The 19,903-nt window shown below is 62.9% G+C and carries 26 protein-coding genes; 10 read left to right on the forward strand and 16 right to left on the reverse strand.

Features of this window, described 5'->3' with window-relative positions; all coding sequences use genetic code 11:
* The 7 genes from ACODS2_RS21240 to ACODS2_RS21270 all read left to right on the forward strand — a co-directional run bounded on the left by ACODS2_RS21240 (position 1) and on the right by ACODS2_RS21270 (position 7,789).
* Positions 1-1,959: a type IV secretory system conjugative DNA transfer family protein gene (locus ACODS2_RS21240; protein WP_489000594.1), complete on the forward strand. Its 1,959-nt coding sequence runs from the start codon at positions 1-3 to the stop codon at positions 1,957-1,959.
* On the forward strand, positions 1,940-2,905 hold the full coding sequence (locus ACODS2_RS21245) for an LPD7 domain-containing protein (RefSeq protein ID WP_489000536.1): 966 nt from the start codon (positions 1,940-1,942) through the stop codon (positions 2,903-2,905). The genes ACODS2_RS21240 and ACODS2_RS21245 overlap by 20 nt, the downstream gene beginning before the upstream one ends.
* A gap of 212 nt (positions 2,906-3,117) precedes the next feature.
* On the forward strand, positions 3,118-3,948 hold the full coding sequence (locus tag ACODS2_RS21250; RefSeq protein WP_489000537.1) for a type IV toxin-antitoxin system AbiEi family antitoxin domain-containing protein: 831 nt from the start codon (positions 3,118-3,120) through the stop codon (positions 3,946-3,948).
* Complete coding sequence (locus ACODS2_RS21255; protein ID WP_489000538.1) at positions 3,948-4,781, forward strand: nucleotidyl transferase AbiEii/AbiGii toxin family protein; 834 nt, start codon at positions 3,948-3,950, stop codon at positions 4,779-4,781. The genes ACODS2_RS21250 and ACODS2_RS21255 overlap by 1 nt, the downstream gene beginning before the upstream one ends.
* Before the next feature lie 94 nt (positions 4,782-4,875).
* Positions 4,876-5,784, forward strand: coding sequence for an ABC-three component system protein (locus ACODS2_RS21260; protein WP_179563571.1), 909 nt, complete (start codon positions 4,876-4,878; stop codon positions 5,782-5,784).
* The gene (locus ACODS2_RS21265) at positions 5,781-6,026 is read left to right on the forward strand and encodes an ABC-three component system middle component 6 (protein ID WP_021243503.1); all 246 of its coding nucleotides are present in this window, start codon (positions 5,781-5,783) and stop codon (positions 6,024-6,026) included. The genes ACODS2_RS21260 and ACODS2_RS21265 overlap by 4 nt, the downstream gene beginning before the upstream one ends.
* Positions 6,023-7,789 carry an ABC-three component system protein gene (locus ACODS2_RS21270; RefSeq protein ID WP_149523997.1) on the forward strand — a complete coding sequence of 589 codons (1,767 nt, stop codon included), beginning with the start codon at positions 6,023-6,025 and terminating at the stop codon, positions 7,787-7,789. The genes ACODS2_RS21265 and ACODS2_RS21270 overlap by 4 nt, the downstream gene beginning before the upstream one ends.
* 31 nt (positions 7,790-7,820) lie before the next feature.
* Here the strand turns inward: ACODS2_RS21270 and ACODS2_RS21275 are convergent, their stop codons facing one another.
* From ACODS2_RS21275 to ACODS2_RS21305, 7 genes are all read right to left on the reverse strand, one after another.
* Entirely contained in the window at positions 7,821-8,951 is a 1,131-nt protein-coding gene (locus tag ACODS2_RS21275; RefSeq protein ID WP_489000539.1) for a relaxase/mobilization nuclease domain-containing protein, read from the reverse strand.
* On the reverse strand, positions 8,944-9,480 hold the full coding sequence (locus tag ACODS2_RS21280) for a mobilization protein (protein WP_489000540.1): 537 nt from the start codon (positions 9,478-9,480) through the stop codon (positions 8,944-8,946). Before ACODS2_RS21280 ends, ACODS2_RS21275 begins: the two co-directional genes overlap by 8 nt.
* A gap of 301 nt (positions 9,481-9,781) precedes the next feature.
* On the reverse strand, positions 9,782-10,717 hold the full coding sequence (locus ACODS2_RS21285) for a ParB/RepB/Spo0J family partition protein (protein WP_489000541.1): 936 nt from the start codon (positions 10,715-10,717) through the stop codon (positions 9,782-9,784).
* Entirely contained in the window at positions 10,717-11,481 is a 765-nt protein-coding gene (locus tag ACODS2_RS21290; protein WP_489000595.1) for a ParA family protein, read from the reverse strand. Before ACODS2_RS21290 ends, ACODS2_RS21285 begins: the two co-directional genes overlap by 1 nt.
* Before the next feature lie 13 nt (positions 11,482-11,494).
* On the reverse strand, positions 11,495-11,674 hold the full coding sequence (locus ACODS2_RS21295) for a hypothetical protein (protein ID WP_489000542.1): 180 nt from the start codon (positions 11,672-11,674) through the stop codon (positions 11,495-11,497).
* 287 nt (positions 11,675-11,961) lie between these two features.
* On the reverse strand, positions 11,962-12,255 hold the full coding sequence (locus ACODS2_RS21300) for a DUF7673 family protein (RefSeq protein WP_489000543.1): 294 nt from the start codon (positions 12,253-12,255) through the stop codon (positions 11,962-11,964).
* A 53-nt stretch (positions 12,256-12,308) separates the two neighbouring features.
* The gene (locus tag ACODS2_RS21305; protein ID WP_489000544.1) at positions 12,309-12,704 is read right to left on the reverse strand and encodes a DUF3768 domain-containing protein; all 396 of its coding nucleotides are present in this window, start codon (positions 12,702-12,704) and stop codon (positions 12,309-12,311) included.
* A gap of 274 nt (positions 12,705-12,978) precedes the next feature.
* Here ACODS2_RS21305 and ACODS2_RS21310 point away from each other — a divergent pair, with 274 nt between their 5' ends.
* Positions 12,979-13,356, forward strand: coding sequence for a hypothetical protein (locus ACODS2_RS21310; protein ID WP_489000545.1), 378 nt, complete (start codon positions 12,979-12,981; stop codon positions 13,354-13,356).
* Positions 13,357-13,467: 111 nt separating this feature from the next.
* Here the strand turns inward: ACODS2_RS21310 and ACODS2_RS21315 are convergent, their stop codons facing one another.
* Both ACODS2_RS21315 and ACODS2_RS21320 read right to left on the reverse strand, forming a co-directional pair.
* Positions 13,468-14,001 carry a hypothetical protein gene (locus ACODS2_RS21315; RefSeq protein ID WP_489000546.1) on the reverse strand — a complete coding sequence of 178 codons (534 nt, stop codon included), beginning with the start codon at positions 13,999-14,001 and terminating at the stop codon, positions 13,468-13,470.
* 49 nt (positions 14,002-14,050) lie between these two features.
* Positions 14,051-14,215 carry a hypothetical protein gene (locus tag ACODS2_RS21320; RefSeq protein ID WP_021243491.1) on the reverse strand — a complete coding sequence of 55 codons (165 nt, stop codon included), beginning with the start codon at positions 14,213-14,215 and terminating at the stop codon, positions 14,051-14,053.
* A gap of 443 nt (positions 14,216-14,658) precedes the next feature.
* Here ACODS2_RS21320 and ACODS2_RS21325 point away from each other — a divergent pair, with 443 nt between their 5' ends.
* Positions 14,659-14,883 (forward strand): hypothetical protein, encoded by a 225-nt coding sequence (locus tag ACODS2_RS21325; RefSeq protein WP_489000547.1) that lies wholly within the window; start codon positions 14,659-14,661, stop codon positions 14,881-14,883.
* 28 nt (positions 14,884-14,911) lie between these two features.
* Positions 14,912-15,340, forward strand: coding sequence for a thermonuclease family protein (locus ACODS2_RS21330; protein WP_304562660.1), 429 nt, complete (start codon positions 14,912-14,914; stop codon positions 15,338-15,340).
* A gap of 32 nt (positions 15,341-15,372) precedes the next feature.
* Here the strand turns inward: ACODS2_RS21330 and arsH are convergent, their stop codons facing one another.
* The 7 genes from arsH to ACODS2_RS21365 form a co-directional block, all read right to left on the reverse strand.
* Positions 15,373-16,152, reverse strand: a complete 780-nt coding sequence (arsH, locus tag ACODS2_RS21335) for an arsenical resistance protein ArsH (RefSeq protein WP_489000548.1) — start codon at positions 16,150-16,152, stop codon at positions 15,373-15,375.
* Entirely contained in the window at positions 16,149-17,216 is a 1,068-nt protein-coding gene (gene arsB / locus ACODS2_RS21340; RefSeq protein ID WP_179563560.1) for an ACR3 family arsenite efflux transporter, read from the reverse strand. Before arsB ends, arsH begins: the two co-directional genes overlap by 4 nt.
* On the reverse strand, positions 17,213-17,749 hold the full coding sequence (locus ACODS2_RS21345; RefSeq protein WP_489000549.1) for a GNAT family N-acetyltransferase: 537 nt from the start codon (positions 17,747-17,749) through the stop codon (positions 17,213-17,215). Before ACODS2_RS21345 ends, arsB begins: the two co-directional genes overlap by 4 nt.
* Positions 17,750-17,752: 3 nt before the next feature.
* Entirely contained in the window at positions 17,753-18,187 is a 435-nt protein-coding gene (gene arsC, locus ACODS2_RS21350; RefSeq protein WP_149523984.1) for an arsenate reductase (glutaredoxin), read from the reverse strand.
* Positions 18,184-18,705, reverse strand: a complete 522-nt coding sequence (locus ACODS2_RS21355) for an arsenate reductase ArsC (protein ID WP_416466070.1) — start codon at positions 18,703-18,705, stop codon at positions 18,184-18,186. Before ACODS2_RS21355 ends, arsC begins: the two co-directional genes overlap by 4 nt.
* Before the next feature lie 11 nt (positions 18,706-18,716).
* Positions 18,717-19,049, reverse strand: a complete 333-nt coding sequence (locus tag ACODS2_RS21360; protein ID WP_021243482.1) for an ArsR/SmtB family transcription factor — start codon at positions 19,047-19,049, stop codon at positions 18,717-18,719.
* 101 nt (positions 19,050-19,150) lie between these two features.
* Positions 19,151-19,564 (reverse strand): single-stranded DNA-binding protein, encoded by a 414-nt coding sequence (locus ACODS2_RS21365; RefSeq protein ID WP_056366854.1) that lies wholly within the window; start codon positions 19,562-19,564, stop codon positions 19,151-19,153.
* Positions 19,565-19,903 lie beyond the last annotated feature (339 nt).

Genomic DNA, 19,903 nt, shown 5'->3' on the forward strand with positions numbered 1-19,903 from the left:
ATGCTCGCGGCAACCTTCTTGGCATGTGCTTTGTGCGCGGTGCTGGTCGCGCTCGTCGGCCTCAACCAGATCGGCCCGCGCATGCAGATCTCGGCGATACCCGCATGGCTCTGGTATTACCGCGGCGATCCGCTTCTGCATCTGTGGCTGGAGCGCGGTGCGTTGGTCAGCGGCGCCATCGCCTTCGTCATCGTGCTCATCATCCTGAAGCGGGGGCGCACGCTCCATGGCGAGGCACGGTTCGCGCGCGAAAGCGAGATCCGGCGCGAACATCTGCGCAGCGACAGCGGGATCATCGTCGGGCAGAAAGGCGGTCGCTATCTCGTTTTCGGCGGCACCGAACATGTCTTGCTCGAGGCGCCGACGCGCGCCGGCAAGGGCGTCGGCGTAGTGATCCCCAATCTTCTGAGTTGGGCGGACTCGGTAGTGGTGCTCGATGTGAAGCGCGAGAATTGGGACATCACCGCTGGTTTTCGCGCGCGCCATGGCCAGTCGGTCTATCTGTTCGATCCGCTCGATCCCGAAGGGCGAAGCGCCCGCTACAATCCCTTGAGCTTCATCGACCGGCTCGACGACACCGATGTGATCAATGAGCTCCAGAAGATCGGCGGCATGTTGTTTCCGGCTCCGGAAAAGGCTGATCCGTTCTGGGCGGAGGCGGCGCGAGCCGCCTTTGTCGGCGTCGGCGCCCTTGTCGCGGCCAATCCCGCCCTCCCCTTCACGATTGGCGAAATCTATCGGCGACTGACGACAGGCGACCCCAAGGTCGAACTGCCGAAGGTCGTCGAAGAGGCCCAGCGCCGCGGCCAGCGGTTGAGCCAGGCCTGTGTCTCGGCGCTAAGTGACTTCACCTCCGCGTCCGACAACACATTTTCCGGCATCAAGCAGACGATCACCTCGAAGCTCAATCTCTGGCTCAACCCCTATGTCGATGCCGCGACGTCGGAGACCGATTTCGATCTGCGCCAGATCCGCCGCGAGCGGATATCGATCTATCTTGGCGTGTCGCCCGACAATATCGACCGGATCGCGCCCGTCTATAACCTCTTCCTCCAACAGCTGATCGATCTCAATACGCGGGAACTGCCTGAAAATGGTGGCCGCGTGCCGGTGCTCATTTTGCTCGATGAGTTCGCCCGCCTCGGCAAGGCACCGGTCATCGCGTCGGCTTTTTCCTACGTTGCAGGCTACGGGCTTCGCCTGTTGCCAGTGATCCAGAGCCGGTCCCAGCCCCGCGGTATCTATGGCGTGGACGTCACCGACGAGATCATCGCCAACTGCGGTCTGGAGATCGTATTCACACCCAAGGAGCTGAAGGTCGCCAACGAACTGTCCGAGCGGCTCGGCTTTTTTACGATGAACGTCAAATCGAAGAGCCGGACGATCCATGGCCTGCTCGCCAACCGCAGCGTGTCGGAATCGGACCAGCGGCGCGCGCTGATGATGCCCCAGGAACTGATGCAGATGCCCAAGGGAGACCTTCTGCTGATGCGCGGTGGCATTCCGCCCGTCAGGGGCCGCAAGATCGAGTATTTCCGCTCGAAGCGCTTCACGAACCGGATCAGTGACCCACCCAAGGTCGCGCCTCGCCCGATCGCGATCAACGCCGTGTCGTCCGCCGCCAAATTGGCAGGCGGGGCGAGCAGCAGTGATCCGTTGGCGCAGGCGCTTAGCGCGAAGCGGGCTGCTTTGTTGAACGACGGTCCAGAGACTGCGGCAACGGAGCAGGCGCAATCCAGCGCGCGCGCGTTGACCGATGACGAACTGTCGGGCTTTGCCGAAATCACCGATGACATGTTGGTGCTCGGCGACATGGTGGATCTGCCACCCCCCGGCGACGAACAGGCCGCTATTGCCTTTGTCACGGCGATGACGGCCCGGGCCGTTCTTGAGCCCGTGGGTGCCGGCGCCCAATCTCCAGCATTTGTGACCGAGAGGCATGACCGTGGCAGAGAGTGATCGCAAGCAATCGGGTACGGCGCGGACCACTACCAACAGCGTTGGCATCGACGCCGCCGAACGGCGCAAGGCGCAGGCGCCTGGGTCGGCTCCGCCGGAAAAGTCGTCGCCTGGGGGACCGAAGGATGGTCCGACTGAAGCGCCTGATCATGCTGGCGCTGTCGGTGCGCCGCGAAGCGCGCCCAAGGTGTATTCGATCGAGGCGGGCGATGTGCCGGACAGCGTGCGGAAGCGCTATTATGCCGACAAGGCGAAATGGTCGGGCGAACCCGCCTTTTTCACGACGGCGCAAGCGAAGGATCCCGCGTTTCGCGATCAGGGCCGGCGCCTGGTCACGGCGACGGAGAGCCAGGAAGTCGTCAAGGATCTGGTGGCGATCGCACAACATCGCAATTGGGATCGGATTCACGTCACGGGATCGGAAGAATTTCGGCGATCGGTCTGGATCGAGGCCAGTCAAAAGGGGCTCGAGGTACGTGGCTACAAACCCAACGATCGCGATCTCCAGGAGCTCGACCGGCTCCGCGGAGAGACGAACCGTAATTCGATTGCGCCCATGGCAGCCCGTGACGTCGATGTCGCCCGTGGGTCAACCGGGATAAGCCGCCAGAGCGACGGCAATGGTTTGGAACGACCGGATGCCCGGCGCGGCGATCGTGGCGACACGCCGAATGATCGTGCGGCCGATAGTCAGATGCGCGTGATGGAAGCGGTGATCCGACGGACATTGTTCGACAATCCCGAAGCGGTCGCGCGGGTGATGACAGTCGCCCGTACACAGCTTGATGCGCATATTGCGGCGGGACGCAATATCCGACCGGCAATGGTCAAGGATACCTCCCCCAGCGTCAGGCAGGATATCGTACGCGGCCGTGACCCAGCCACGCCCCCCATCCCTCGTCCAGGTCGCGAGCCCAAGCCCCAGGAACGCAGCCGGTCTCGGTGACCGGGGATCGATCGGCTCCTGGTTTACGAACCGCCACGTTTGTTCGCCTGTGCCGAGCATTTATCATGATTGATAAACTGCGAGCGGCCCAACCCTAAGCCTGTCGGATGTATACTGTCTGCGCGGAGCGTCCCACAAAGCGCGACAATCTTGCCAGATAATATAATCGCCGTTATATCGAACGCGCCATACATCGCCCAGAGAGGCTCAAATTGCGCGAAGGATATAATCTCAAGACGCTTGGACCTCGTGCCGCTCAGCTGATCGTCGAACTGAACGAGCGCCGTCAGCCGATTTTTTCGCTCGCGGACGTCACCGAGATCACAGGTCTGAGCCCATCATCGGCACGCAGCTTCGTCGCGAATACGGAAGCGCGCGGGATCGTCACGCGCCTAAAGCCTGGTCTCTACAATCTGGTGCCATTCGAGCGGGGCCGCGACACCGAGCATGTGAGCGATCCTTACCTCATCGCAAGAACGCTGGTTGGCGACGCGGACTACTTCATCTCCCACGGCAGCGCCCTCGAGCTGCACCGCATGGTCACCCAACCGCAGTTGGCCATCATCGTCTCCTGCGCCAAACGCCTGCGCCCGCAGCACATCCATGGGTATGAGTTCCGCTTCGTCGACGTCAAACCGCAGGATTTCTTCGGCCTGACCGAGATCTGGATCACATCCGAAGAGAAAGTCAGGGTCAGCGACCCCGAGCGGACCATCATCGATGGTCTCGACCACCCACAATATGTCGGTGGTGTCACGGAGGTTGCCAAGGGACTTTGGATGAAGCGCGACACGCTGCGGGTCGAACTGATGATCGAATACGCGCTTCGCCTCGGCGTTGGCGCGGTGATCCGCCGCCTAGGCTATCTGCTGGAATTTTACGGGCTGGCCGACACAGCCGCATTGGAGCCGTTGCGCGCGCGGCTGACGCCGACCTATCAGCGCCTCGATCCCCTGTTTCCCAATGAGGGCAGGATGCTGGCCCGATGGCGCATCCGACTCAACGTCGAGCCCGACGAACTCGATATAATCCGGAGCAGCTGATGATTCCCCAGCGCGATCTCTCCCGTATCGCCAACGGCCTTCTCAAGCCTCGCGGCCGCCGCGTGCCCGAGGCGGTGATCGAACGCGACTATTGCCTGGCCTGGTTCCTGACCGGCCTGGCCCAGCATCCATTGCGCGAATTTCTCGCGTTCAAGGGCGGCACGGCACTGCGCCGCTGCTGGTTCGAGAATTACCGCTTTTCCGAGGATCTCGATTTTTCGCTGATCAAACCGATCGACCTGGACGCGATCCTCTCCGGCCTGAACGAGATCTTTGCCATCGTCGAGGCGGCGTCTGGGATCAACATGGCCTATGACCGGCCCGACCGGCATGGCCATCAGAACACCCACACCTTCTATCTGAGCTACAAAGGCCCCCTGCCCGCGCGCAGCGACGTGAAAGTCGATATCACGATCAATGAGGTGTTCTGCTTTCCACTGGCTGAGCGCCCGATCCTGCGGACCTTCGAGGAATTTGCCGACCTGCCGGAAGGCCCGACCATTCTGGCCTACAGCCTGGCGGAGATATTCATCGAGAAGCTGGCGGCCCTGTCGGACAAGGCCCGCACCGAGCCGCGCGATCTCTACGACCTTTGGAATTTGCTCGAGGAGCGTGATATTCGACCAGCGGAATATCTCGCCGAGTTCACCCAGAAGCTCGCCCTTCGGGAACGCATGCCCAATGGCGTGACCGCCGCGATCGCCGCTAAGGAAAAGCGTTTAGGCACGCTTTGGACGGGGCGGCTGCAGCAACAGATGAGCGATCTGCCGCCATTCGAAGGGGTGTTTCGCGAGGTTATGCGCGTTCTGCGCGAAGCCGACCTGCCGGAGTAGAGCGCGCCGTTCATCGCCCCAACGATGGGCGTAAATTAATAGATTTGCTTGCTGATTCTGCCAAAGGTTATGGTGGTCAAGTTCGGGGGATGAGTTGGACGACACGCAACGCTTTGCCTATGGGCTCAAGTTCGAGAATGCCTTTCTGCGCGAGCGCGGCAAGGCGTTCGAGAGCCTGTTCGCCCGTATCATGGCGCATGCCTTTCCGGGCGATTTCCAACCCGTCCGTCCTTACGGTCCGAAAGGCGACCTGAAATGCGATGGCTTCCGGGCCAGCGATGGCACCGTGTTCCAATGCTATGCGCCCGATGCAATGAAACTCGAACCCCTCCTTGCCAAGGTCGATGAAGATTTCGCAGGCGCGCTCGTCCATTGGACGACAAAAATGCTGCGGTGGGAGTTTGTCCATAACGACAGCCGCGGCCTCCCGGCCGAGGCCGTCAAGAAACTCGCCGCGCTCAACGCCGCGAATCCGAACGTCGCCTTGGCCGTCTGCGGCGAAGCGGAATTGCGGCTGATCGCCATGTCGCTCGCGCTCCACCAGCTCGAAGATCTCTTTGGCGCCGTTCCATCGGGCCGTGTGATGGAGAAGCTCGATTTCGAGGCGTTGCGGCCGGTGCTGCTTGCAATTCAACGGCAGGAACCGGACGCGGAACCATCGCTGGTGGCGCCGTCGGCGGCAAAGCTCGAACGCAATGCCCTCTCCCAGGACGCAGCCGGGCTGCTGCGGCAGGGCCGCCGCCGGGAGCAGTTGGTCGAAGCCTTTTTTGCCGGCTGGCCTGATCCCGACCTCGGCGAAGAGATCGCACAAGCGTTCCGGGTGCGCTATCAGGCCCTGAAGGCGGTCGGGCTATCACCGGACGATATCTTCGGCGAGCTTCAAGCCTTCGCGGGGGGTATGACCGGAGAGCCAGCGCGCCAAGGCGCGGTGCTCGCTGTGCTTTCCTACTTTTTTGAGCGTTGTGACATCTTTGAGGACGCGATTCGAATCGACGCGATATGATTCTACCGACCAAACATATCCGGCCCGATCGGGCGCTCCTGGCGGTTGGTGCCGACGTGCTCGGCTGCCTGCGCGAGCCGATGACCGTCTCGCGTCTCTGGGATGAGATACGCATTTCTCGCAGCGATCGGGCGGTGTCGGCACCGATCAATTATGACTGGTTCGTCCTGGCGCTCGACCTGCTGTTTATCGTGAAGGCCGTGCAGTTCGATCGTGGTCTGGTCCAGAAGACCGTTTCATGATCCACGGCCTTTCCAGCGACCTTCCGAGCTTCAAGAGCTTGGCCTTCCGGCCCGGGCTGAACATCCTGCTCGCTGACAAGAGCGATGGGGCGACCGATCGGCAGTCCCGCAACGGCGCCGGCAAAACCAGCCTTGTCGAGCTAATCCACTTCCTGTTCGGCGCCAATGCCGACAAGGACAGCATTTTCCGCTCCGATGAACTGGCAGGCTTCAGCTTCGAGGCCCGCGTCGATATCGGACCGACGCTCGTCGATGTCGCGCGATCCGGCACCAAGCCATCCCGCATCCGATTGCAGGGCGACACATCCGATTGGCCGATCGCCCCGTCTCTCGAAGCCAAGACCGGCGATCTGGTCATCAGCAACGAAAATTGGCGCGCCGCATTGGGCGCGCTGCTTTTCCGCCTGAACCCGGATGTGGACGACGAAGCAAACGGCCGCTTTCGGCCGAGCTTTCGATCTCTATTCTCCTATTTCGTGCGGCGGCAGAATAGCGGCGGGTTCGTGTCGCCCACACAGCAATCCTCGATGCAGCAGGCTTGGGATCAGCAGGTAGCGATCAGTTATCTCCTGGGCCTCGACGCGAGCGTGCCGCAACAGTTTCAGGAGGTCCGCACGCGAGAGCGCGCGATGGCGGAGTTGCGCAAGGCGGCAAAGGACGGCAGTCTCGGCCGTTATTTCGGCACGGCGGCTGATCTCCGGACCCGCATGACGATCGCCGAAGCCCGTGCCAGACGGATGCGCGAGCAACTCGACACCTTCAATGTCGTTCCCGAATATTCGGGGATGGAGCAGGAGGCTTCGCAGATCACGCGAGAGATTTCGACACTCAGCGACGACAATACCGCTGATCGGGAACTGATCCTACAGCTGCGCGCGGCGATCGACAGCGAGCTTCCGCCGGCGACGACCAGCCTGGACCGCCTCTATCGCGAAGCCGGTGTCGTACTGCCGGGATCGGTCGGTCGCCGCTTCGAGGAAGTGGAAGAGTTTCACCAGGCGATCGTGCAAAATCGGCGATCGCATCTGACGTCCGAGGTCCAGGCCGCGGAAGATCGTATCCGCACGCGCGATCGTGCGCGCGAAACGCTTGATGGCCGTCGTCGACAGCTGATGGGCATCCTCCAATCCGGCGGCGCGTTGGAACATTACGCAGCGCTCCAGCAGGAAGCCGGTCGCGCGGAGGCGGACGCCGAGGGGCTGAGACAACGCCTCACGACGGCGGAACAGATCGAAAGCACGAAAGCCGAACTCGACATTGAGCGCGCCCGGCTCCTGAAGACGCTTCAGGACGATCATCACGAGCGTCAGAGCATCATCGAGGAAGCGATCCTCGTCTTCGAGGATCTGTCCAACGCGCTTTACGAAAAAGCCGGGAGCCTGACGGTCAGCGCCACGCCCAACGGTCCCCAGGTCGATATTCGTATCGATGCCCAGCGCAGCAAGGGCATCACCAACATGCAGATATTCTGCTTCGATCTCATGCTGGCCGAACTGACCGCCCGCAGGGGCATGGGGCCGGGTTTCCTGGTTCACGACAGTCATCTGTTTGACGGGGTCGACGAACGGCAGGTGGCCAAAGCGTTGCAGCTCGGCGCCGATCATGCTGCCGCGGTCGGATTCCAATACATCGTCACGATGAATTCGGATGCTTTGCCGAAGGACGGCTTTCGTGACGGCTTTGATGTTAGTGCCTATGTCCTCGACACCAAGCTGACCGACGCAACCGAAACCGGCGGGCTATTCGGACTGCGCTTTAACTGAAGTACGCCCCTACCCCAACTTATCCACGTCCTTAGCGCTCGCGATCAGGGGGCTTGCGTATATCTTTGTCCGACTCAGCCGAGGGCAGAGCATCTGATTTACGGCTGCGGCTGTCCGCTGCCGCCGAACTCCGATCGGCGATCATGATCTCCCGCGCCCTCTGCAGCCGCCGAGACACCGCCGCCGGCATATCTGCCACGAACCCTGCGATATCCTCGGCCAGCGCGCGATCCTCGTCCTTCCCGGTTGCCGCCAGCGCTGCCGCGGCCTCTGCGTAAGCCCCCCGGATTTGCTTCTGGCGGCCGAGCGCCAGCACGTCCTCCACCCTCCGCTCCGGATTCTGTGACCGTGCGAACGCCTGCGCGCGCTCTTCGATCAGCCGGTTGAGATCCAAATCCCTCCCCTGCCCCGCTGTCCGTGCCTCCAGATGGTGCGCCGGCGAGCGCACCCGCTTTTGAACATGGCCGCGCGCGCGGCGCGGCGTCGCTTCGGCGGCGATGCCGCGCTCGCGCAATTCATGGGCGAAGCTTTCGCGCCAATGATGAAGGTCGGCCTTGCGCGGATTGAACCGCGCCCCGTCCGCACCCTGGGTCGCGACGGTCAGATGGACATGGGGGTGAGCGGTGTCGGTGTGGAGCGCCACCATATAGCTGAATTGCCCTTCGAACTCGACGCGCGCGAACGCCTGGACGGCATCATGGATCGTCGCGGCATCGGTCGTACCGCCGGGCATCGACAACACCATCGACATCGAGGTCGGTCGCTCCTTGCCATGAAGGTTCATCGCCTGATCGAGCATGTCCCAATCGGCCGCAATCGCCTTCAGGCGCTTTTCGTCGGTGATGATCTCGCCTTCGCTGCTGCGAACCTCGAGCTTTCCGTGCCGCGATATATAGCCAAAATGTTCGGCGAGGTGCCTGGCGCCACGCTGCTTGCCCGAGATCTTGACCATGACCTCGGGCGCCTTGCGCACGATGCGCTCAAGCTTGGCGCGTGCCTCGGCCGGCGACAACATCGGCGCGGCGGCGCTCCCGCCCCTCCCCTTGCCACCCGAGCGGATCCGCAGCGTCCCCCCGCGCAGGCTGCGCTTGCCCCCGGTCGGCGGTCGCCAGGCTTCCATCAGACTGGGGAGCGGCAGGACGCCATCATCATCCTCAGTCATCGGGCGTATCCCAATAGGTCAGGTCACCTTTGAGCGCGCGGCCAAGCGCGCGGAGCTGGTCGGCCACCTCGTCGCGGAAGGAGGCGACGCGCGCGGCCTCGCGCGCCAGATCGAGACGCGAATCCACCATGGTCGCGGCATGAAGGGCATGGACCGCCTGGTTGAGATTGATGCCGATCCGGTTGAGCTCGCGCCAGGACTGCGCGATCTGTACCCGGTCGGCGCGCGGTGGAAGCGGATGTGTATGAAGCCGCCGACGCAACAGCATGACGAGCCATTCGGTGCGTTTTAGCCCGCGCGCATCGGCGGCCGCATCGAGCTGGACGATATCCTCGCGCATGAGCCGAAGCTGGAGCCGGTCAGTCTTGCGGGTTCGAGTCGAAGCCGTCTCGTTCGACCTGTCCCCGGCGTCCTCAAGCGCACCGTCGATCAGCTTGCGCAGGAGCGCTGAGCGACCGCCGGCGGCAGTCGCCCTAGCATCGAAGCGCGCCGCGAGATCATCGGGCAGACGGAGGCCAAAAAACGCCACACCCCATTGCTATTGTTTAACAATGACGGCGCCAAGCCTATCCGGCCCTCACCTAAAACCACTCGTCCTATAGTCTGCTCAAGCAGACTCTGCCCGTCTTCAAGGCAGGTATCTCATCCAATCTGACATCTACAAAAATGCAGAATATTTCCGAGCGGTCCAATCCGCCCGATCCGCGAAAATGAAGACAGCCGCGCCCCTGAAGAAGGGGCGCGGCTGCCAAAACTGTCTGAAAAGCTCGATCGTTTCTACGCGGAGTGAGGGGTGAATGAGTGAGCGCCCGCCCCGCCCCGCCGATGGCTTACCCCATAACGATATCGGCAACGGGCGCTTCGATCTCCTCGCCGTCGTCGAACACCACCCGGACCCGCTCGGGCAGGATCAAACGTCCTGTCCGCCCGTCCAGGGTCACCCGGACCGCATCGAGGGGCTTGGGCTGCAAAGACACCTCTGCGCCGAACATCGACCGCAGGCCAGCACCGGCACGCACCGACCTTCTTGGCAAAGCGCGCTCGGTGCCCTGCCCATTCGACAGGGCAGGCACGTCACGTAACCCGGTATCAGGCGGAGCATCGGATGCCTTGAGCCCTGCGATAAACCGGCCGCCCTCAGCCAGGGTCACGCTTTCATCGCCGAGCCGCTCAACAAAGGCGCGCACCGCGTCGCCATGGGTTCGGGCAGCCCGGTGCAGGTCGTAGAGCAGGCGGATCGGCATCTGGTCGATCGCTGCCCGCAGCCAGGGCGCCATATCGGCACAGGCGGCATAGAGCGACACGAACTGCTTCGAGCGGCCGAGCGCGCGAGCGATCTCCGCCTGGGTGACGCCGGCGGCCAGCATCCGTTCGATGCCGGTCGCGAGATCATGCGGGGTCAGGCCCGCGCGCTGGTCATTCTCGACGATCTGATCGGCGAGCGTGTCGGCGCGGTTCACCACCGCCATCACGATCGCCGGAATAGTCTCGCGCCCGGCAAGGCGCGATGCCCGAAAGCGCCGCTCGCCGACGCGGATGACGTGAAGCCCGTCCCCATTTTTCGGAGCGACGATGATCGGCTGCAGGACGCCGCGCGCAGCGATCGAAGCGGCAAGATCCTTGAGTTCCGTCTCGTCGAACACGCGCCGTGGGTTTTCGGGGTCGGCGATGATCCAGTCGAGCGGCAGATCCTCGACGCGCCGCGCGCTGTCGTGGAGACCGACAAGCAGTCCGAACTCTTCGACGCGCTGATCGAACTTGCCCATCACGCAGCACTCAGGCGACGGTCATCCATCCGGCGAACGATCTCGGCCAGGATCGGTCGAATTTCGTCAGCCGCCGCTTTCGCGCCGCTGCCCGTTTCGCGCCAGACCGGATGATGCTGTTCGGCCGAATGCTTGTAGGTCGGTCGCGCCTTGATGAAGGCAGGAAACATCAGTTTCTCGCCGACGGCGCGGGCGAGCTTGACCGCATTGTCCATTTCGCGCCGGTCGAACGGATTGACCATCGAGGGCAACAGCCCGAGAAAATCGACTTTGCGCCCGCCTCTCGCCCCTTCCGCTTTTTTGAGCGCGGTGAGCAGCATCTTAGCGCACTCGATCGAATCCTCGGCGACCTGAACCGGCGCGATCACCGCGTCGGCCACCGCCATCGCGCTCAAGGTGAGCTCATCCCATTTGGGACCGGTGTCGATGACGATATGATCGAAATGGGCACCAAGTGCGGGAAACCGGCCGAGGAAGTCGCGGACATCCGCGGCTGCCTTAACCATCTGCAGGCGCGGATCAGCGGCGAAAACCGTGATGCCTGGCGCATCGGTCAGGTCGAGCCGCGCCTCGGGATCGAACAGGTCCGCTGCGAACCACCCGGTCCGCTCGCCGGCGAGCCGGCGCGTGGAACTGCCCTGCGGATCGAGGTCGAGAAACGCGACCCGGTTGCCGCTTTGCTCGGCAAGATACCAGGCAAGGTGCGTTGCGAGAAAGGTCTTGCCGACCCCGCCCTTGAGCAGGCTGACGACGATCGTTCGCATCGCCGCCGCGCCGTCAGGATTCATAGTCGTGCGGACCATCGCGCAGGTTGCGCTCATAATGCTCGCGCGACGACCGGTCGCCACCACCGCCGATGCCGGGTCCGACATAACGGAACAGGTAGACGGTGATGACGAAGCAGACGAATGCGAACAGCAACGCATGGTCTGGATGACGCGAAAAATAGTCGGCCACGGCGGGTCTCCTTGGCATGTTCCAGGGAAACCGGTCGGTCCCCTCACCGCGCAGCAAAACGCGGCCGCTCTCGCCGCGCAGCCTCCCCTCTCGTGCCGGGGAGCAAGACCCGGTGGGCGTCAGACGGCACCGGCGATAGTCTGCTCAAGCAGACTTTTCGGCTATCCCCCCGGTCAGGGGGATGGCCGGTGTCACAATCGCTCGGTGAGACATTGTGCGCAGCCCGGCGGCCATGCCAGCGGGCTCGGTTGGCGCGACGCGATCAGCGCTCGCGGCTGACGCCATGGTCAGTCGGCGACCTCACGCAACCGCCACTGGTGGACCAGCGCGACGATCTTGTCCTCATAGCCGAGCTGGTCGGGATAGATCGCGCCGTGATGACCGCCCAGATAGACGAACACGACGGCCATGTCGGCTGCAACTTCGTGGTCGACGCCGAACAGGTCGGCAAGATCGAACCCGCCATTGTCTTGCGCATTCCACCAGGCGAGCAGGAAGTTGGCGGCGCGGCGCGCTTGCCCCGTGTCCGAGGCGGCCAGATCGAAAAGCCGGTCGAGGGCTTGGATGACAGGCTCGCTCATCTGCGAATCCTTTCGGTAAAAGGTGGCCCCGACAGGGTCGGGGCCATGATAGCTCAATATTCGTGGGTGAGAAGCAGCGTCAGCACGCGGGTGGTGACGTCGGGATCGGTCGGATCGGGCGATCCATAGGTCAGCGCGCGATCATAATAGTCGATCTTCCAGTATAAGGCTTGGCCGGCAAATTCGAAGCGCCCGAAATCACGCTCGCCATGGGGATCGACGTCGGGACCAAAGGCGTCATAGTCGCGCACGGTGCGCAGCAATTCGGCGCGACGCTGGAACCCGCGAAACAGGCTGGTATCGCCGATCAGGTCGGCGACCCCGGCGGTCATGACCACCTGGTCGACGCCCGGGCTATGGATGGACTGGCGCAGGGCATCATTGAGCCGCGCGATGGTCGCGACGCGCTGGTCTGCGGATACGGCTTTGTCATTCTGGGGGTCGGCCATGACGTTCGACTTCCTGATCTGTGTCAGACCCCGCCGATCGGGGCCTTTCGACAGGCGACCGGACCGCCGGGGCATAGCGCGCCCGCGCACCCGCAGGGTCGCAACGGATGTGGAGAAGCCCGGCATCGGGCTTGCGCTGGCAAGTGCCGCGGCGAGGACGCCAAGCCAGAAAGGAACCATCGGTGTAGCGGTGATAGGGAAAATGGAACGGCATGGCCGACTTTTGGGACGTGCTGCTGGACGCGAGACTAAGGGCTTCGCTATCCCCTCGATCATGGCAGACACCGCCCGGATCATTGCCCTCTGGCCACGCTGGACATCGAGCGTGGCCGTAATGCAGCGGCTGCAGATCCAGGTGCGCACCCAGTGCCGCCGCTGCGGCGCCCTGATGCGCGCCGATCTGGACGATCTGGTCGCCCGCTATGGCGCAAGTGCGTCGCTGATCGATCGCCAGGAACGATGCCGGATGGTCGCGTGCGATGGCGCGACCTTCTACCTTGCCGCTCGGCGGCATGGCGAACCGTGGCGGATTTTGCTCGACGCCGCGGCGCTGCGCGACGGCCTGAGCCTGTGCCCGCCAGCGCATCTCGCCTATGGGCGACCAGCCCCTGTCGCGAATGCCGCAGACCTGCTCATTCCACGGCGCCGTTGACGGGCCTGCCCCACGGCAGGGATCGTGACCCGCATGGGCCGAGACCCGGCACGGGGCTCGGGGCGTTTCGCCTAGAGCCCGGTCCGGCGCAGCCGGAGCCGCCCTCCCCGCTCAAGCCCCCTTTGCATCATCCAGATCACCGAACAAACGAAGCAATATCTCGTCCAGGCTGGCGACCTTCTCGAACCTGGATATCCGCACCTTGCGGTGGTTCGGCCGCTCATTCTTCTCGCCCTCCGCCGTGCCCTTGCTATGTTTGGCGACGGCAAACGAACTGATGTCCGGCAAAGGTTCGCCTGGTCCCGCGCCGAACCACAGATAATGGTCGAAGAGGAGGTCCGGCGTCACCACGATCCAGATGACGCATCCGCTCGGCTTCTCCATCAGCTTGAGGCTGATCTTGACCTCATCGGTTTTGCCGCCGAGGATTTTGGTCTTGAACTGGATATGGCGGGTGACGCGGCGGCGGGCCATGACCAGATCATAGCCGCCCGCGTCGAATTCGGAGCGCATCACCTCGACGTCGGTCACGCCCCGTTGCCACAGGCGGCGCAGCGCGTCCCCGACAAAGACATGCTCCACGATGCGCTCACGCAGGGTCGAGTGAATGAAATGCGGGCTCGCTTCCTCGGTAAGATCGTCCAATCAGTGCTCGCACAATAAGGGCGGGGGCGAATGCCCCCGCCTGAAGGTTTCAGCTGAACGGATCATATTCATTGATGACCGCGACGTCGCCATCGAACTCATCGGCGGTGATGACCGCGAACTGCGTGCCGATGCCGATAACCATGGTCGCGATCATGAGGGTTCTGGAGAGGCCGAGCGCGTGGAGGCGGGCGATCTTGATGTCGGTGAACATATCGAGGCTCCTTGCCAAGCCGGCGGGTTCATCCCCGCTCGACTGGCGCCCGACGTGTTCGGCCGGTGGCCGCGATCACTTTTTTGCCGCAGGCCAAAAAGCCGTAGCGCAAGCGACCGGACCCTTTACGGGTTGATCGCATGAGGCCACCGGCCGGACCAAGGATTGCGCCTCAAAGAGCGGGTTGGACCCGCCTGACGCCAGGATTTGGGCTTCGCACCGACCTTTCTAGAATGTCTCCAGGGTGGGCTCTTGCGCAGATCGCGCGGTCTTGGGCAGGATGCTGGAGAGCTCATCCATCGAATAGGGTTTGTTGAGCAGTGCGAACCCGCTGGCTCCTTCGTCGGCCAGGACATGGTATAGCCGCTTGCCAAAATGATCGGCAGGCCGGGATAGAGGGTAGCCTCTTGCCGTATGTTCTTTTTTTGTTCTATGTTTCTCTTATGCTTCGAGTCGATGAAGATAGCCTGACCCTCCATCTCGAGGTGTCGCTCGCAACCGCCGAACCGGCACTGGTGACGGATATTCGCTGCGGTGACGCGACCGCACGGCGGCGTGCGGTGGCACAGCTGGCCCGGCATCTGGCGGTCCGTTTGCGCTGCTATGATATTCTTGCCGACGAGCCCGCCGCGATGGCGGGGATATTGCCGCTCTTCCCCGACGCATGACGAACACCTCGTCCCGATCCCATCGCTGATGCTGATAGCCTTGCTTCTCGCTGTCGCGACCGTCCCCGCCGGGCAGATGTTCGCCTGCACGCCCATCAGGGTGTGGGACGGTGACGGGCCGGTCTGGTGCCGGGAGGGACCACGGATTCGGCTTGGCGGAATAGCGGCGCGCGAAATCGACGGCTCATGCCGGCGGGGGCAACCCTGCCCGCGCGCCAGTGGGATCGCCGCGCGGGACGCGCTGGTCCGATTGCTTGGCGGCGCCAGGGGCCGAAGCGGCACCGGCCATATCCTTGTCACTGGCCCGAGGCTCCAATGCCGGTCTACCGGCAACGCGAAAGGGGATCGCACCGGGGCCTGGTGTTCTGCGCCGGGGATCGGCGACCTGAGTTGCGCCATGATCGCGACAGGTACAGTGCTGCGATGGCAGCGCTATGCGGCAGGCCATTGCCGCTGACAGGGCCTGATGGCCTGCCGCATGCCAACGGCTCATCCCTGTACGGTTTGGGGCGCGATTGCGATCGACGAGAGGTCGTTCGTCGGATCTACTTGAATGCCCGCTTCGCTCCGTTCGGAATAGCGATCGACGAGTTGATCCGCATGCGGCCGCAGCAGGACGGTAAAGCGTACAAGCTCCTCGACCACATCGACGATGCGATCATAATAGCTCGACGGCTTCATGCGGCCGTCATCGTCAAATTCGGCGAACGCCTTGGCCACGCTCGACTGGTTGGGGATCGTGAACATGCGCATCCAGCGGCCAAGGATTCGCAATGTGTTGACGCTGTTGAAGGATTGCGAACCCGCGCTGACCTGCATCACAGCAAGGGTCCGCCCCTGTGTCGGGCGCATGCCCTGATACGCCAGAGGCAGATGGTCGATCTGGGCCTTCATGATACCGGTGATCTGCCCGTGCCGTTCCGGGCTGCACCAGATCTGCCCTTCCGACCACAAGGAATGCGCCCGTAGTTCGGCAACGGCCGGGTGGTCGTCCCCTTCGACCTGGTCGGGAAGCGGCAGATCAGAAGGGTCGAATATCCGCGTTTCACATCCGAAAAACTGGAGAAGCCGCGCAGATTCCTCCACCACAAGCCGCGAGTAGGATCGCTTCCGCAAGCTGCCATAGAGGAGAAGAATGCGTGGCGGCGGATCGTTCGGGCCGAGACCAAGCGCGGGCCTTCGGCGGGCAAATGCCAACTTCAGAGCCGGCAGATAATCCGGCTCGGATAGCTGGCGCAGGCGTTCAAAGGCCATGATGTCCTCGCTCATCGGCCTTGCTCGGGCACGGTATCAGGAAACCAGCGGCGACCGAACCAGAAGGCGACATTCACCAGCAGGATCAGCACTGGCACCTCCACCAGTGGGCCGATGACGGCTGCGAAAGCGACCGGGGACGCCAGCCCGAAAGCGGCGATCGCGACGGCAATGGCCAGTTCGAAATTATTGCCCGCAGCCGTGAAAGCCACCGCCGTCGTGCGTGGATAGTCGCTGGCGATCAGCTTGCCCATGAAGAAGCTGATCGAGAACTGGACAACGAAATAGATGGTCAGCGGGATGGCGATGCGGACGGCATCCCCCGGGAGCGTGACGATCTCGCTGCCCTTCAGGCTGAACATCGCAACGATCGTGAACAGGAGGGCGATGAGCGTGACCGGACCGATCTTCGGGAGGAATACGCCCTCGTACCAGTCGCGCCCTTTGGCCGCGACGAGACCCTTCCGGGTCAGATATCCCGCGAGGAAAGGGATACCGAGGTAGACCGCGACCGCTTGCGCGATGATCCAGAAACTGACGTTGATGACGCTGCCCTCCAGCCCGAACAAGGGCGGCAGGAAGGCGAGGAAGAACCAGGCATAGAGGCTGAAGAACAGGATCTGGAAGATCGAATTGAACGCCACCAGCGCCGCGACATATTGATTGTCGCCCTTGGCAAGCTGGTTCCAGACAATAACCATCGCGATGCATCGGGCCAGCCCGATCAAGATGAGACCCGTCATATAAGCTGGCTCGGCGCGCAGGAAGATGACGGCCAGAAGGAACATCAGCACCGGGCCGATGATCCAGTTCTGGACAAGCGATATCGCCAGCACCCGCTTGTCCTCGAAGACGCGCGGCAGCTCCTCATAGCGAACCTTGGCCAGCGGTGGATACATCATCAGGATGAGGCCGATCGCGATCGGTATATTCGTGGTGCCCCAGGACAGGCCGTTGATCGCGGCAGGTAGACCCTCGATGCTCGTGCCAAGGCCTACGCCCAGGGCCATCGCCAGAAAAATCCACAAGGTGAGATAGCGATCGAGAAAGGATAGCCGTGGTCGACGGGTCTGGGTCATTGCGGTTCCTTGAGCGGTGGGGCGGCGTCACCGACGCCCAGCGCGATCTGCATGTAGACAGTGTCGAGCCAGCGTCCGAACTTGCGTCCCACCGACCGCATCGTGCCGGCATGTTCGAAGCCGAGCTTGGCATGGAGGGCGACCGATGCCGCTTCACCCCCGCCGATGACGGCAATCATCTGGCGAAATCCTGCCACCTCGGCCTGTGTCAGCAGAGCAGCAAGCAGTGCCTTTCCGACACCTCGTCGCTGATGCCCGGGATCGATATAGATCGAGTTCTCACAGCTCGATGCATAGGCAGGCCGATCGCGAAACTGCGTGGCATAAGCATAGCCGACAACATGGCCGCCCTGCTGGGCGGCGAGGAACGGCCAGCCTTTCGCCAAGCATGCATCAATCTTGGCTTCGGTCTCCATCACCGAGCGCGGGCTGGTATCGAAGCTGGCGGTGCCCTCCCGGACATGATGGGCGTAGATGGCGGCGATCGCCGGCGCGTCGGCGAGGACCGCCGGTCGGACCGTGAACGCTGCCATCGTTCAGCCTGCCGTGACGCGGTTGCCGGCAGCGTCGACGACCTGCTCGCCGTCTTCCTTGGCGAAAGCACCGCGTTGGGCCGCGGGGATGAGTTCCAGCACCGCTTCGGAAGGGCGGCAGAGCTTGACGCCGAGCGGCGAGACCACGAGCGGACGGTTGATGAGGATGGGATGGGCCATCATTGCGTCGATCAGCGCCGCATCGGAAAGACCTTCATCGCCCAGGCCGAGGTCCGCAAAGGGCGTGCCCTTCTCGCGCAGCAAGGCACGCGCGCCGATCCCGGCGCGTGCGATCAGGCTTTCGAGTTGACTGCGTGAAGGCGGCGTCTTCAGATATTCGACCACATGCGGTTCGATCCCGGCGTTGCGGATCATCGCGAGCGCATTGCGCGACGTCCCGCATTCGGGATTGTGGTAGATGATGATGTCCACGGTCATTCACTCGCCTCCGCCTTGGCGCTCGCGCCTTCGCCCTGTCCGATGTCCTTGAGCTTGCGCCGCATCGCCATGTCATCGAGGCTCGAGATCGGGAGCGCCAGAAACAGCGCAATGCGATTCTGCAAATAGCGCAGCGCCTGCAGAAAGGCCTCGCGTTGCCCCTCGCCCTCGATCGCGGCAGGGTCTTCAATGCCCCAATGCGCTGTCATGGGATGGCCGATCCATACCGGACAGGTCTCACCGGCTGCATTGTCGCAGACCGTGAAGATGAAATCGAACTGCGGCGCACCGGCACCGGCAAACTCATCCCAGCTCTTGGACCGCATATCAGTGGTATCGAAGCCGAGCCCCTGAAGCACCGACAATGCCATTGGGTGGACCTGCCCCTTTGGCTGGCTCCCGGCGCTATAGGCTCTGAAACGCCCCTCGCCGAGCTTGTTCATGACCGCTTCGCCAAGGATGGAACGCGCCGAGTTTCCGGTACACAGGAACAGGACATTATAAATACGGTCGGGCATGCAGGGCTCCGTCAGCAGCAGGGAACAAGCTCGGCGATCAGCGGCTCGCACAGTTCCGCCCTGCCCCCGCAGCAATCCTTGACCAGGAACAGGGTCAGCGCCTTGAGCTGATCGAGGTCGGCGCGGTAGATGATCTGGCGACTGTGGCGCTCGGCACGGATCAGGCCCGCACGCGCAAGCCCGGCCAGATGCGACGACATCGTATTCTGGGGGATATTGAGCTGGCGGGCGACTTCGCCCGCGGCCAGGCCATCGGGCTCATGACGCACCAGCAAGCGAAACGCATCGAGGCGAGTGCCTTGGGCAAGCGCCGCCAGTGCGCTGATAGCAGAATCATTGTCCATATATCGATAATATTGGATATATGGATTTCTGACAAGCCCAGCAGAAGAATGCCGACACAGCAAAAGGCCCGGTGGTTGCTGCCACCGGGCCTTCGCGGGTTTCAGAAGGGAATTTCGTCGTCATCGACCGAGCTGTCATTGCCGCCCTGGTCGCCACTGGCGGGCTTGGCGCGGGTAAGGAAGGTCACCTCGTCGGCGATGATCTCGACGCCGTACCGCTCGATATTCTCGTTGTCGGTCCAGCGGGTGTAGTGGATGCGGCCGCGCACCATAACCTTCATCCCCTTGTCGACATATTGTTCGACGGTCTTGCCGACGCCGTTGAAGCAGGTGATGCGGTGCCATTCGGTATCTTCGATCCGCCGGCCATTGTCGTCCTTGACGATCTTGCCGTTGCTGTCGCGCTTAGGCCGCGAGGTCGCGAGGCTGAAGTGGGTGATCTTGGTGCCGCCCTGGGTGGTGCGGGCTTCCGGCGTGGCGCCGACATTGCCGGCGAGGATGACGAGGTTCTGCATGTCGAGGTTCCTTTTTTGGGTGCCGAAGGGACCGTCCCTTCGACTGACCCCCGAAAAAGGCGGGCATGGGCGGTGCTTCCACCGGAGCGCGTCAGCCGCGCAGGGGAACCCCGACACTAGGGGTGGTGCGGGCAGCCGTGGCACACGGCAACTCGGCCCGACGGGGAGCGGGTTGGAAGGACCGAACGACCGACTTAGGGATCAGGTCAAAAAGAAGGGATGGTGGCTTTGGTTCTATGAACCCAGGAACCGGTGCAGAAACCTTGCCCTATCGCCGCGGCATGTCCCCGCCAGGCGGAGACCCCACAACAGGCCGTCAGCGATTTTCCCACCTTGGAC

It is taken from the genome of Novosphingobium sp. FG137, assembly GCF_057809735.1.